Origin of the sequence: Duganella aceris, assembly GCF_011090165.1 — a bacterium.
GTDB lineage: Bacteria > Pseudomonadota > Gammaproteobacteria > Burkholderiales > Burkholderiaceae_D > Rugamonas > Rugamonas aceris.
Genome location: NZ_JAADJT010000015.1, coordinates 36,138 through 50,473 on the forward strand (window position 1 = coordinate 36,138; position 14,336 = coordinate 50,473).

The following is a 14,336-nucleotide window of genomic DNA, read 5'->3' on the forward strand; positions in this document are numbered from 1 at the left end:
TCAAGCCTTGATAAATTGAGAAACCGCCGTGCAGAACACGCGGTGGGGATCGAGCACTTGGCATTGCAGGCCGAAGTGCGCGGCGGCGGCGGCATAGCGCGTGGCCAATGCCGGCGAACCGATGACGGTGATGCCCTGCCCCGCCTGCAACGCGGCGGCGGCGAATTCGGCGCCGATCAGCAAGCCGCTGGCCAGCGCGGCGGCCTGTTGCGGCGGCGCCGCCTTGGCGACCACGCCGGCGCGCACGCGGAACAGCGAATTGGACAAGGGCAGCTTGCGCGCCGCCTGCTCCAGCCCGGCCGCGAAGCCTTCGGCGTCGGTGCTGTCGCCGCCCATCATCGAAGACAGCGTGCCGCCGGCCGACAGCATCGCGAACAGCTCGCCGGTCATGTAGGTCGCCAGCGACTGGATCACGCCGTCGCGCAGCAGCACCCATTTGCTGTGCGTGCCCGGCAGCACGATCCAGCCGTCGCGATGGCCCAGCGCGACCGCGCCGAGCAGCTGGGTCTCCTCGCCGCGCATCACATCGACCGCCGCGCCGTCGCGGTAGCAATAGCCGGGCACGATGTGGCAGCGGCCGGCCCAGGCCGGATCGGTGACCGGCGCCAGATGGCGCGGCAGGCCCTCCAGCGGCGCGGACGCGTCCTGATAGCCGACCTCCTGCCAGCCCGAGGCGCTGCCGACCATGCCGGCCATGATCACCGGCACCTCGGCCGGCAGGCGCATGGCATCCAGCAGCGCCGCCAGCGAGGCGCCGAACCGCTCGCGCCCGCCGACCGCCAGCATGCCCTGATTGTCCTCATGTTCGGCCAGGCAGGCGCCGGATTCGTCGATCAAATAGGCGCGCCGATTGCTCGTGCCCCAGTCTATCCCCACTATATTCTTGTTCACTATGCATGATCCTTTGCTGGTTCCCCCGTGATGGTACGAAAAACCCCGGCCCTCAGGCTATGAATTATCTCGCGCAAGTGATATCAAAACAGTATAGGCCTCGGCCGAAGGCAGTTGCCCCTGAGGGGGCTTTGGTTTAGTATTGCCGACTATAAAATAGCCACAGGCATAACCTCATGGAATTTAGCAAGCTGTCCACCCGCACATTGATCGTCGCCGCCGCCGCACTGGGCGCGGTGGCGGTGGCGCTGGGCGCGTATTACTCCAGTTCGGCGCCAGTCGCGCCGCAGGCGGTCCCGGCGCCCGCGCCGGCGCCGGCCAGCGCCAGCAGCAGCGCGGCCGCGATCAAGAAGGCCGCGCCGGTCACCGCGCCGCGCGTGGTCGCCGAGAAGGAACCGGCGCCGCCGTCCGAGCCGGTGGCCATCCGCACCAAGGAACAAGCCGCCGCCGCGCTGATGGCCTTGCCGGAACTGCAAGCCTGGTCGGCGCTGCTGGAAAAGAACTCCAACGGCAAGGTGCACGGCGCCCTGATCGAGTACGACCCGACCCCGCGCAAGCTGAACGGCAAGAACTACTGGCAGTTCAGCTATGTGGAAAACACCGCCGAAGCGGCGCAGCGCTGGGAAAGCTTCCTGGTCTCGTCCAGCGACGACGAGATCCTGGTGGAGGACGCCAGCTCCGACGAAGTCATCAGCCTGGCGCGCTGGCGCCGCGAGAAGCACCCGGCCAAGCGCACCAGCATCGACGGCTGACTAGGCCGCCTCGCCCTTCACCACCGGCGCCGCCACCGGCGCGGCGCCGCGTATCCGCCCCACCCACAGCACCGCCAACACCGCCAGCCCGGCGGCGATCCAGCCGTTCAAACCGTAGCCGTCGATCTGCCCGGCCGCGTTGGTGCGCAAGGTCAGCCCGCCCAGCAAGGCGCCGAGGCCGGTGCCGACCTGCTGCACCGCCGCGTTGGCGCTGAGGAAGGCGCCGCGCCGCGCCGGATCCGGCACGGTCGTCATCAGCGCCTGCATCGGGATATTGCGGCCCGACGCCAGCACCATGAAGAACGGAAAGAACAGCATCACGCCGATCAAAGGCATCACCGGCATGTGGGTGATGAACAGCACCGGCAGGATGAACAGCAAACTCAGCGTGCGATACACCTTGTGCGCGCCGACCCGGTCCGACCACTTGCCCACCATGCGCGCGGTGAAGAAGGTGGCGATGCCGCCGGCCAGGTAGACATAGGTGATCTCGGCCGGCTTCAGCCCGACATTACTCACCAATACCGGCGAGATGAAGGGAATCACCATCATCCCGGTCGCCATATTGACCGCCGACAGCAGGAAAGCCTTCAGGTGGTTCGGCACGCGGTACAGCGCGATCAGGTCCGGCAGCACCGCCGACAGCGGCGCGCGCTGCGCCACATGGCCGTCCAGCGCCGGCAGCACGCGCGCGGCCAGCGCCAGGATGGGCAGCGAGCACAGCACCAGGATATAGAACGGCGACGCCCAGCCGAAGTGCGCCGCCAGCATCACGCCGGACGGCACCCCGATCACCGCGGCCATGCTGAACGAGGTCATGACGATGCCGGTCGCCGCGCCGCGCCGGTGGGCCGGGATCAGGTCGCCGATGATGGCCATGACGATGGCGCCGAGCACGCCGCCGGTCAGCCCGGCGAAGGCGCGCGACAGCACCAGCACGTGGAAGTTCGGCGCCGCCGCGCAGGCCAGGTTGGACAGCGAGAACAGCGCGAACATGGTCAACAGCAGCTTCTTGCGGTCGAAGCGGTCGATATACATCGCGGCGGCCAGGCCGGACAGGCCGGCGCACCACGCATACGCCGACACCGCGCCCGACACGGCGGCCGGGGTAATGGCGAACGCCGTCATCAGCTGCGGCGCCAGCGGCATCATCACCATGAAGTCCATGATGACGGTGAACTGCGTCAGCGCCAGCAGCCAGAGCACCAGGCGTTCGCGGGACGGCGTCAGCGCAAGCGGGCCCGTCATCTTATGCCAGCGCGGCGATGTCGGCCTGCGCCTGGCGCAGGATGGCGCGGATCTGCTCCAGCTTCTGCTCGTCCTGATTGCCTTCCCAGGCCTGGGCGATGACGGCGTGCTTCAGCTCGTGCATCAGCGCGCGCAGGTCGCCGCGATTGTCGCCCGGCTCGGTCATGCGCGCCACGACGGCGTCGACGAACTGGCGGTTCTCGGCCAGGAAGGCCTCGCCGTCGGGCGTGATGGTGTGCAGCTTCTTATTACCGTCCGGCGTGGCCGAGACGTGGCCCATATCCAGCAACATCGCCAGCAGCGGATAGATGGCGCCCGGGCTGGGGGTATAGCCGCCGCCGGAGCGCTGCTCCAGCTCCTTGATGATCTCGTAGCCGTGGCGCGGCTTCTCGGCGATCAGTTGCAGCACGACATAGCGCATGGCGCCGGCGTCGAACATTTTCGGACCGCGACCGCGCGGGCCGCCGCCATGGCCGTGATGGCCGTGCACGGCGTGCGGATGATGATGAGCGTGATGGTGATGATGATGCTTGAACATGCTGAACTCCCAGACGTGACACAGTTAAGATATAACTTAATAAGATATATCTTAACCCAATTCGTCCAGAGTTCAAGAAAAATCTCCGGCGAAATGTCCACTTACTCCGGGGTCAGAGCTAAAAACTGGACACGGCCTCTACAGTAGCGATCGCTACTGTAGAGGCCGTGTCCAGTTTTTAGCTCTGACCCCGGATTTTAGGACATGGACTCAGCCATCGAGGTGGGAAATCATCAGCCGGCGGTTGTCGTCGCTGCCCTTGGTCTTGTGCTCGACCACCAGCCGCGAGTTTTGCGTGTCCAGCGAAATGCCGACCGAAAGAATATCAATCAGCAGCAGTTGCAGGATGCGCGAGATCATCGACAGGAAACTGGTGCTGTCCTCGGTGTGGTCCACCGCCAGGCACACCGTCGCCTTCTTCGCCAGCGGCGAGTTGCTCGACGTGATGGCGATGACGTCCGCCCCCGCCGCCCGCGCCAGATCGACCGCCTCCAGCAGATCCGGCAACTTGCCCGAGTTGGAGATGGCGATCACCACGTCGCCCGGATTCAGCAACTCCGCCGCCAGGGTCAGCAGGTGCGAGTCGCCATAGGCCGAGGTCGGAATGCGGAAGCGGAAGAATTTGTGCTGGCCGTCCAGCGCCACCACCCGCGAATTGCCCATCGCGTAGAACTCGACCCGCTTCGCCTTGGCCACCAGCGCGATCGCCTTGTCCAGCGAGCGCACGTCCAGCTGGTCGCGGAATTTCAGGATCGCGGAAACGGTGTTGTCGATCACCTTGGCGCTCAGGTCGTGCGTGCTGTCGCTGACCCGCACCTGGCTGTGCCGCACCGGGATCGCGCCGGTCAGGCTGCTGGCGAACTTCAGCTTGAAGTCGGCCAGGCCGAGGAAGCCCAGCGAGCGGCAGAAGCGGATCACCGTCGGCTGGCTGACTTCCGCCAGCCGCGCGATGTCGGCGATCGGCTCGTTCAGCACCAGCCGCGGCTGCTCCAGCACCAGCTGCGCCACGCGCTGCTCGGCCGGCGTCAGCTCGTGCTGCAGATGCTGCACCCGCTCCATCAGCGTGTTGGCGCCGCTGCGGCCGCGCAGGTGTTCGGACAGGATCGTCGCCACGCCATAAAAGGCCGGGTTCGGCGTGGTGATGACGTAGGTCGGGATCTCCGACAGGTAGCTGGTGAAGCGCCCCTTGGCCTCGAAGCGCGAGCGGAACGGCGACGCGGCGAACCACTCGCCCATGCGCGGCACGATGCCGCCGCCGATGAACATGCCGCCGAACGCGCCCAGCGTCACGGCCAGGTTGGCGGTGGCGCCGCCCAGCATGGCGCAGAAGCATTCCAGCACCTCCAGGCACAGCGGGTCCTTGTCGGTCAGCGCGCCGGCCATGATTTCCTGCGAACTCAGGTCGCGCACCTGGCGCCCGTTGCGCTTGGCGATGGCGCGGTAGATGATCTCCATGCCGGGGCCGGAAATCAGCCGCTCGGTCGACACGTGCGACCAGGTCTGCCAGGCGTATTGCAGGATCGCGTACTCGCGCTCGTCGGCCGGCGCGAAATTGGTGTGGCCGCCTTCGGAACCGAGCGTGACGAAGCCGTCGACGGTCGGGATCACGCCGGAGACGCCGAGACCGGTGCCCGGCCCCAGCACGCCGATCACCGAGTTGGACGCCGGCTTGCCGCCGCCCACCTGCATCAGGTCGGCCGGCTTCAGGCCCGGCAGCGACATCGCCAGCGCGGTGAAGTCGTTGACCACCAGCAGCGTGTGCAGCCCCAGCGCGCGGCGCACCGCGTCGGTGGAGAATTCCCAGTCGCGGTTGGTCATGCGCACGTGGTCGCCGCTGACCGGGTTGGCCACCGCCAGCGCGGCGTGGTTCAGCGTGATGTCGGCGTGGTCGGCCAGGTAGGAGCGCAGCATCGCCACGATGTCGGGGAAGTCGTCGCACTTGAGCACGCGCACCGCGCGGAACTCGCCGGGGGCGGTCTGCAGTGCGAAGCGGGCGTGGGTGGCGCCGATGTCGGCCAGCAGGCGCGGGCCGTCGGCAAAGGCGGTGCGATTCAGTTTGTGATCCACTTCAGCTTGTTTCATCGTCGAGTCAGTCAAAACAGTTGGCGGAAGCATACCCGAAATAGCTGATGTTAAGAAGGAAACGATATGAAATCGTCTCCTTCCCCACGCGCTTACCGCGCGTAGCCGAACCAGGCGCCGAAGGCCGGCAGTTCGACCTGGCCGTCGACCACCGTGCCCGGCAGGCCGTAGCCCGCCATCTGCTCCGCGCCCGCCGCCTGCGGCAGCGCGAAGCTGACCGGCGCGGCGCCGAGGTTGAACACGGCGATGATGCCGCGCTCGCCGTCGGCATCGCGCCGCAGCGCCAGCGCCGGCTCCGGCGCGTCGAAGAACGCGATGTCGCCGCGCGTCAGCTGCGGCAGCGCGCGGCGCCAGGCGATGAACCGGCGCGTGAACGCCAGCGACGACGCGGCGTCGCCCTCCTGCAGCGACGCCGCCTTGGCCAGGTGGTCCGGCGACAGCGGCAGCCACGGCGTGCCGCTGGTGAAGCCGCCGCCGGCGTCGGCGCTCCACGCCATCGGCGTGCGGCAACCGTCGCGGCCCTTGAACTCCGGCCAGAAGGTGATGCCGTACGGATCCTGCAACAGCTCGAACGGCACGTCGGCCTCGGCGAACGCCAGCTCGTCGCCCTGGTACAGGCACGGCGTGCCCTTCAGCGACAGCTGCATCGCCAGGATCATCTTGGCGAACGCCGCCGGCGCGTCCGGACCGCCCCAGCGGGTGGCGACGCGCTGCACGTCGTGGTTGCCGACCGACCACGAGGCCCAGCCGCCCTTGACGCGCGCTTCGAAATTCTCGACCTGCTTGCGGATGTAGTGCGACGAGCAGTCCGGCACCAGCAGGTTGAAGCTGTAGGCCATGTGCAGCTTGTCGCCGCCGGCGGTGTACTCGGCCATCACCGCCAGCGAATCGTCGGCGCCGACTTCGCCGATCGACACCGCCTGGTATTCGTTCAGCAGCGCGCGCAGCTTTTGCAGGAACGGCAGGTTCTCCGGCCGGCTCTTGTCGTAGACGTGCGCCTGCATGCCGTACGGGTTGACGTCCGACACGGTGGCGGTGTCGCGGTTGACGGCCGGCGGATTGCTGCGCAACGCGGGGTCGTGGAAGTGGAAGTTGCTGGCGTCGAGGCGGATGCCGTCGACGCCGCGCTCCAGCCAGAAGCGCAGCGCGTCCAGGTGCGCCTGCTGCACCGCCGGCTGGTGGAAGTTCAACTGCGGCTGGCTGACCAGGAAATTATGTAAATAGTATTGACGACGGCGCGTGTCCCACTGCCACGACGAGCCGCCGAACACCGACATCCAGTTGTTCGGCGGATTGCCGTCCGGCGCCGGATCGGCCCAGACGTACCAGTCGGCCTTCGGATTGTCGCGGCTGGCGCGGCTTTCCTTGAACCACGGATGTTCTTCGGCGGTATGCGCCATCACCTGGTCGATCATGATCTTCAGGCCCAGGCTGTGCGCCTTGGCGATCAGCGCGTCGAAGTCGGCCAGCGTGCCGAACAGCGGATCGACGTCGCAGTAGTCCGAGATGTCGTAGCCGAAGTCCTTCATCGGCGATTTGAAGTACGGCGAAATCCACACCATGTCCACGCCCAGCGATGCGATATAGTCCAGCTTTGCGGTGATGCCGGGCAAATCGCCGACGCCGTCGCCGTTGCTGTCCATGAAGCTGCGCGGGTAAACCTGGTAGATGATCGCTTCGCGATACCAGTCTGGGGAGTGAGGCGACACTTGAGTAAGTTGCTTAGTCATAAGAGAATCCGGGGTTGGCTGGCCGACGTATAAATTTTGTAGATAATATACATGACGATATCGTTTTTTTCAATCCGTGACCCGATTCACGATTACCAAGAATAATCGTTGAAAATCAACGTCTTAAGAATTTCTATAGAAAATCTGAAGGCAAAAATAGTAGTCAAACTACACAAACGAGGGAGAACTCATAGTGAGCAGTAACGGCAACGGGCCGATGCCCCGGCAAATTCCATACATCATCGCCAACGAAGGCTGCGAGCGGTTCAGCTTTTACGGCATGCGCAACATCCTCACGCCCTTCCTGATCAGCACCCTGTTGTTGTTCGTTCCGATGGCCGACCGCGCCAGCGAAGCCAAGCATGTGTTCCACACCTTCGTCATCGGCGTCTACTTCTTCCCGCTGCTGGGCGGCTGGCTGGCCGACCGCTTCTTCGGCAAATACCAGACGGTGTTCTGGTTCAGCCTGATTTATGTGGCCGGCCACGCCTGCCTTGCGATCTTTGAGGACAACCTCAAGGGCTTCTACTTCGGCCTGGCGCTGATCGCGTTCGGCTCGGGCGGCATCAAGCCGCTGGTGGTGGCCTTCGTCGGCGACCAGTTCGACCAGACCAACAAGAACCGCGCCAAGCTGGTGTTCGACGCCTTCTACTGGATCATCAACTTCGGCTCTTTCTTCGCGTCGCTGCTGATGCCGCTGTTCCTGCGCGACTACGGCCCGGCGGTGGCGTTCGGCATCCCCGGCATCCTGATGGCGATCGCCACCTTGATCTTCTGGATGGGCAAGAAGAAATACGTACATGTGCCGCCGGCCGCGCCGAATCCGGATTCGTTCAGCAGCGTCGCCCGCACCGCCTTGCTGGCGCGCGCGCCGGGGCAAGCGCGCCCGGGCCTGGTGGTGGCCGGCGTCGGCGCCGTGGCCGCCGTGCTGGCGCTGGCGATGACGCCGCAATGGGGCTTCGTCATCGCCGCCTGCACCGCGCTGGTGGCGCTGCTGGCGTTCGGCGGCATCGGCGTCTCGCTGCAGCTGGAGCGCGCGCGCGGCTTGCACACCGATGAAGCGGTCGAAGGCGTGCGCTCGGTGCTGCGCATCCTGATCGTGTTCGCGATGATCACGCCGTTCTGGTCGCTGTTCGACCAGAAGGCCTCGACCTGGATCGTCCAGGCCAACGCGATGCACAGCCCGCTGCTGTCGCTGTTCGGCTGGGAATTCACGCTGCTGCCGGCGCAGATGCAGGCCATCAATCCGATCCTGGTGATGCTGCTGATCCCGTTCAACAACGTGGCGCTGTTCCCGCTGATGCGCGCGCTCGGCGTCACGCCGACGCCGCTGCGGCGCATGGGCATGGGCATCGCGCTGTCGGGCGCGGCGTGGATCGCGATCGGCCTGATCCAGTTGCGCATGGACGGCGGCGACACGGTGTCGATCCTGTGGCAGCTGCTGCCGTATGCGCTGTTGACCCTGGGCGAGGTGCTGGTGTCGGCGACCGGGCTGGAGTTCGCCTACAGCCAGGCGCCGGCGCCGATGAAGGGCATCATTTTGAGTTTCTGGTATCTGGCGGTCACGGTGGGCAACCTGTGGGTGCTGATCGTCAACTCGGGCGTCAAGAACGACGTGGTGGGCGGCTGGATCGCGTCGAGCGGCATGGGGGTGATCGCGTTCCAGATGTTCTTCTTCGCCGCCTTCGCGCTGCTGATCGCCGCCCTCTTCGCGCTGTACGCGATGCGCTACAAGATGGTCGACAACTACCGCAAGGACGTGCAACCAAAGTAGCGACAAGAGTAAGTACCAAAACTACAGATTTTGGATTACCATAACCGGAAAATTCAAGGGTATTTTGCGGATTTTGTAACTGCACTACCTAAATCGATAGTTTTGGAGACGGTGATATGAGTGGTAATTACGTGCGGCGTTTGTCCGTTGGCGGCGCGCTGGCGCTGACTTGTCTGGGCGCCGCAGCCGCGCCTTCGCTGGCGGACTGCGACGGGCCGTTCGCCACCACGCTGCAAGCGGCGCCCGCCACCGACGCCCGCGCTTACTGGCTCAATCGCCGGATCATCAAATGGCCCGGCGCCGATGCCGGCGCCGGCGTCTTCAAACTGTACTACTCCGCCAGTGCGCAACTGCGTGCGACGCCGGGGGCGCGCGTCAGCGGCGCCGATGGCTCGCTGGCCTTGTCGCGCATCGACGCCGCCAACGTGCCGGCCGATGTCGCGCAGCGCTTCAAGTTCGTCGGCGCCGGCCCGGTGTTCGCCGTGCCGACCGCCCAATCGCCCGCCCTGCTGACGCAGCAAGTGATGCTGGTCCACGAAGCCGACGACGGCACCGTGCGCGACGCCACCACACTGCAACTCCCCGGCGCGCTGGACGACCTCTACGCCGGCGCCGCCGACGCCACCGACCTTGGCGTCACCGTCCGCGCCAATGCCGCCGCCTTCAAACTCTGGGCGCCGACCGCGCAGAACGTGGCGCTGTGCACCTACGCCAGCGGCTCCGCCAAGGCCGCCGCCATCACGCCGATGCGGCGCGACGACGCCACCGGCATCTGGTCCGCCACGCTCGATGGCAAACAGTCCGGCCGCTACTACCAATACCTGGTCGACGTGGTGGCGCCCACCGCAGGCCTGGTGCGCAACCTGGTCACCGATCCGTACTCGATCAGCCTGACCACCGACTCCAGACGCAGCTACATCGCCGACCTGAACGCCGCCAAGCTCAAGCCGGCCGGCTGGGACAAGACACCGGCGCCGAACAGGGTCGCGGCGCAAACCGACATGTCGGTTTACGAACTGCACGTGCGCGACTTCTCGATCAACGACGCCAGCGTCAGCGCCGCCCACCGCGGCAAGTACGCCGCCTTCACCGAAGCCCGCTCCAACGGCATGCGGCACCTGGCTGCGCTGAGCAAGGCCGGCATGACCGACATCCACCTGCTGCCGGTGTACGACATCGGCAGCGTGCCGGAACAAGGCTGCGTCACGCCGCAGATCCCGGCCGGCCTGGCGCCGGACAACGAACAGGCGCAGGCGCTGGTGACGGCGGCCAAGCTGACCGACTGCTACAACTGGGGCTACGACCCGTACCACTACAGCGCGCCGGAAGGCAGCTACGCCACCGACCCGGCCGACGGCGCCAAACGCATCGTCGAGTTCCGCCAGATGGTGCAGGCGCTGCACCAGACCGGCCTGCGGGTCGGCATGGACGTGGTCTACAACCACACCTACATCGCCGGCCAGAACGAGAAGTCGGTGCTGGACCGCGTGGTGCCGGGCTACTACCACCGCCTCGACGCCAAGGGCGGGATCGAACGCTCCACCTGCTGCGACAACACCGCCACCGAGCATCTGATGATGGGCAAGCTGATGGTCGACTCGGTCGCGCTGTGGGCGGTGCAGTACAAGATCGACTCGTTCCGCTTCGACCTGATGGGCCACCAGCCGCGCGCCGTCATGGAGCAGTTGCAGGCGCGCGCCGACCGCGCCACCGGCCGCCACGGCAGCGGCCGACCGATCAACCTGATCGGCGAAGGCTGGAACTTCGGCGAAGTGGCCGACGGCGCGCGCTTCGTGCAGGCGTCGCAGCTGTCGCTGAACGGCAGCGGCATCGGCACCTTCAGCGACCGTGGCCGCGACGCCGTGCGCGGCGGCGGCGGCGGCGACAGCGGCATGCAGATGATCACCCGCCAGGGCTACATCAACGGCCTGGCGTACGACGCCAACGCGGACGCCGAGGCGGCGGCCACGGCTGCGGGCGCGGCCGCCGAGCTGCTGCACGCCTCCGACCTGGTCAAGGTCGGCCTGGCCGGCTCGATCCGCAGCTACCCGCTGACCATCGCCGACGGCCGCACCATCGCGCTGCAGGACATGGTCTACGGCGGCAACCAGCCGGCCGGCTACGCCAGCGAACCCGGCGAAACCGTCAACTACGTCGAGAACCACGACAACCAGACCCTGTTCGACATCAACGTCTTCAAGCTGCCGGCGGCCACCACGCCACGCCAGCGCGCGCAGGTGCAGATGCTGGGCGCCGCGATCAATGCCTTCAGCCAGGGCGTGGCCTACTACCACGCCGGCTTCGACCTCCTGCGCTCCAAGTCGCTGGACCGCAACAGCTTCGAATCCGGCGACTGGTTCAACCGCCTGGACTGGAGCTACCAGGACAACTACTACGGCACCGGCGTGCCGCGCGAAGAAGACAACGGCAAGGACTACGCGCTGATCAAACCCCTGCTGCGCAACGCCGCCGCGATCAAGCCGTCGCCGGCCGACATCGCCTACGCCCGCGACGCCTTCCGCGACCTGCTGGCGATCCGCGCCAGCAGCACCCTGTTCCGCCTGCGCAGCGCCGACGACATCCGGCAGCGCCTGCGCTTCCACAACACCGGCCCGGGCCAGGTGCCGACCGTGATCGTCGCCCATCTCGACGGCGCCGGCTACGCGGGCGCCAACTTCAAGTCGCTCACCTATCTGATCAACGTCGACAAGGTCGCGCAGCGCGTCACCGTGGCCGAGGAACAGGGCCGCGCCTACCGGCTGCACCCGGTCCACACCCGCGCCGGCGCCGCCGACCAGCGCGTGCGCAGCGAAGCGCGCTACGACCCCGCCACCGGCGGCTTCACCGTGCCGCCGCGCAGCGCGGTCGTGTTTATCGAAGCGCGTTAAACACGCGGACAAAAGCGCGGCATGGACTTGCCGCGCCGCTTTCCATGCTATCTTTTCGGTTTCATGTTCACGAATGACGCCATGATCCGATCCCTCCCGCTGCTGGCCGCCTTGCTCACGCCTTTGCTGGCGCTGTCCCCCATGCTCGCCTCGGCCGCCACCGACCCGGTCGAACTGGTCAATCCGCTGATGGGCACCGCCAGCAAGCCGGAACTCTCGAACGGCAACACCTACCCGACCATCGCGCTGCCGTGGGGGATGAACTTCTGGACCCCGCAGACCGGCAAGATGGGCAACGGCTGGGCCTACACCTACGACGCCGACAAGATCCGCGGCTTCAAGCAAACCCACCAGCCGTCGCCGTGGATGAACGACTACGGCCAGTTCGCCATCATGCCGGTGACCGGCAAGCTCCGATTCACCCAGGACGACCGCGCCAGCTGGTTCTCGCACAAGGCCGAAACGGCCAAGCCCTACTACTACAGCGTCTACCTGGCCGACGCCGACGTCACCACCGAGATCACGCCGACCGAGCGCGCGGCGCAATTCCGCTTCACCTTCCCCAAGACCGACGAAGCCTATGTGGTGGTGGACGCCTACGACAAGGGCTCCTACATCAAGGTGATCCCGGCCGAGCGCAAGATCGTCGGCTACAGCACCCGCTACGCGCGCGGCCCGCTGCCGAAGAATTTCAAGAACTACTTCGTCATCCACTTCGACAAGCCGTTCACCTCCGCGCGCATCTGGAGCGGCGACAAGCTGGTGGCCGACGTCACCGAGCTGGCCAGCGAGCATAGCGGCGCGGTGGTCGGCTTCAAGACCGAGAAAGGCGAGAAGGTCGGCATGCGCGTCGCCTCGTCCTTCATCAGCGAAGAACAGGCGGAGCTGAACCTGCAACGCGAACTGGCCTCCGACAGCTTCGACACCACCGCGCAAAAGGGCAAGGAGATCTGGAACAAGACGCTGGGCCGCATCAACGTCGAAGGCGGCAGCGACGAGCAGACCCGGACCTTCTATTCCAGCCTGTACCGCATGCTGTTCTTCCCGAACAAACTGTACGAGGTCGACGCCAACAACCAGATCGTCCATTGGAGTCCCTACAACGGCAAGATCCTGCCCGGCTACATGTTCGCCGGCACCGGCTTCTGGGACACCTTCCGCGCGCTGTATCCCTTCCTCAACCTGATGTACCCGTCGATCAACCGCGAGATGCAGGCCGGCCTGGCCAACGACTTCAAGGAAGGCGGCTGGCTGCCGGAGTGGTCCAGCCCCGGCCTGGCCAACGTCATGATCGGGAATAACTCGGCGTCGGTGGTGGCGGAAGCCTACGTCAAGGGCCTGCGCGGCTACGACATCGACACGCTGTGGCAGGCGCTCAAGCACGGCGCCGACAACGAAGGCCCGATGGACGCCGTCGGCCGCAAGGGCGTCAAATACTACAACGAGCTCGGATACGTGCCCTACGACGTCAAGATCAACGAGAACGCCGCGCGCACGCTGGAATACGCCTACGACGATTTCGCCATCTACCAGCTGGGCAAGGCGCTCAACAAGCCGGAGTCGGAGATCGCCATCTACAAGCAGCGCGCGATGAACTACAAAAAACTGTTCGATCCGGAGACGGGTCTGATGCGCGGCAAGAACCAGGACGGCAGCTTCCAGTCGCCGTTCAATCCCTTCAAGTGGGGCGACGCCTTCACCGAAGGGAACAGCTGGCACTACACCTGGTCGGTGTTCCAGGACGTGAACGGGCTGGTGGACCTGATGGGCGGGCGCGAGAAGTTCGTCGCCAAGCTGGATCAGGTGTTCACGCTGCCGCCGACCTTCGACGAGAGCTACTACGGCGAAGTGATCCACGAGATCCGCGAAATGCAGATCGCGAACATGGGCCAGTACGCGCACGGCAACCAGCCTATCCAGCACATGATCTACCTGTACGGCTACGCCGGCGCGCCGTGGAAAACCCAGTACTGGGCGCGCGAAACCATGAACCGCCTGTACAAGCCGACCCCGGACGGCTACTGCGGCGACGAGGACAACGGCCAGACCTCGGCCTGGTACGTGTTCTCGGCGCTGGGCTTCTATCCGGTGACGCCGGCGGTGCCGCAGTACGTGGTCGGCGCGCCGCTGTTCAAGAAGGCGACGCTGACGCTGGAGAGCGGCAAGCGGATCGTCATCAACGCGCCGGCCAACAGCGACGCCAAGCGCTACGTGCGCGCGCTCAAGGTCGACGGCAAGCCGTATGAGAACAACTGGCTGGGCCACGCCGCGCTGATGCGCGGCGCGGTGCTGGACTTCGACATGAGCGCGCAGCCGAACACGCGCCGCGCCACCGCGCCGGCCAGCGCGCCGTATTCGCTGTCCACCGACGGCGCACGATAGGCGCGCATCCAAGCCGGGAAGCGCAGAACGTGGTATGCTGTAGTTACTTAG

The 14,336-nt window shown here is 66.0% G+C and carries 9 protein-coding genes; 4 read left to right on the top strand and 5 right to left on the bottom strand.

What is annotated here, in order from left to right; all coding sequences use genetic code 11:
* A complete protein-coding gene (locus tag GW587_RS26900) occupies window positions 1–891 on the bottom strand; it encodes a 2-dehydro-3-deoxygalactonokinase (protein WP_166107988.1) in 891 nt (296 codons plus the stop codon).
* 176 nt (window positions 892–1,067) lie between these two features.
* Between GW587_RS26900 and GW587_RS26905 the strand changes: the two genes are divergently transcribed.
* Window positions 1,068–1,643, top strand: a complete 576-nt coding sequence (locus GW587_RS26905; RefSeq protein WP_229259676.1) for a hypothetical protein — start codon at window positions 1,068–1,070, stop codon at window positions 1,641–1,643.
* Here GW587_RS26905 and GW587_RS26910 read toward each other — a convergent pair whose 3' ends face one another.
* From GW587_RS26910 to GW587_RS26925, 4 genes are all read right to left on the bottom strand, one after another.
* Window positions 1,644–2,891: an MFS transporter gene (locus GW587_RS26910; protein WP_166107989.1), complete on the bottom strand. Its 1,248-nt coding sequence runs from the start codon at window positions 2,889–2,891 to the stop codon at window positions 1,644–1,646.
* A 1-nt stretch (window position 2,892) separates the two neighbouring features.
* On the bottom strand, window positions 2,893–3,429 hold the full coding sequence (locus tag GW587_RS26915; protein WP_166107990.1) for a PadR family transcriptional regulator: 537 nt from the start codon (window positions 3,427–3,429) through the stop codon (window positions 2,893–2,895).
* A gap of 210 nt (window positions 3,430–3,639) precedes the next feature.
* The gene (locus GW587_RS26920; protein WP_166107991.1) at window positions 3,640–5,511 is read right to left on the bottom strand and encodes a glucokinase; all 1,872 of its coding nucleotides are present in this window, start codon (window positions 5,509–5,511) and stop codon (window positions 3,640–3,642) included.
* 92 nt (window positions 5,512–5,603) lie between these two features.
* Entirely contained in the window at window positions 5,604–7,241 is a 1,638-nt protein-coding gene (locus GW587_RS26925) for an alpha-glucosidase (RefSeq protein WP_166107992.1), read from the bottom strand.
* 217 nt (window positions 7,242–7,458) lie between these two features.
* Between GW587_RS26925 and GW587_RS26930 the strand changes: the two genes are divergently transcribed.
* The 3 genes from GW587_RS26930 to GW587_RS26940 all read left to right on the top strand — a co-directional run bounded on the left by GW587_RS26930 (window position 7,459) and on the right by GW587_RS26940 (window position 14,285).
* Window positions 7,459–9,015, top strand: coding sequence for a POT-type proton-dependent oligopeptide transporter (locus tag GW587_RS26930; protein WP_166107993.1), 1,557 nt, complete (start codon window positions 7,459–7,461; stop codon window positions 9,013–9,015).
* 116 nt (window positions 9,016–9,131) lie between these two features.
* Window positions 9,132–11,903 carry a pullulanase-type alpha-1,6-glucosidase gene (pulA, locus tag GW587_RS26935; RefSeq protein WP_166107994.1) on the top strand — a complete coding sequence of 924 codons (2,772 nt, stop codon included), beginning with the start codon at window positions 9,132–9,134 and terminating at the stop codon, window positions 11,901–11,903.
* Window positions 11,904–11,984: 81 nt separating this feature from the next.
* Window positions 11,985–14,285, top strand: coding sequence for a GH92 family glycosyl hydrolase (locus GW587_RS26940; protein WP_229259677.1), 2,301 nt, complete (start codon window positions 11,985–11,987; stop codon window positions 14,283–14,285).
* The last annotated feature ends 51 nt before the right edge of the window (window positions 14,286–14,336 follow it).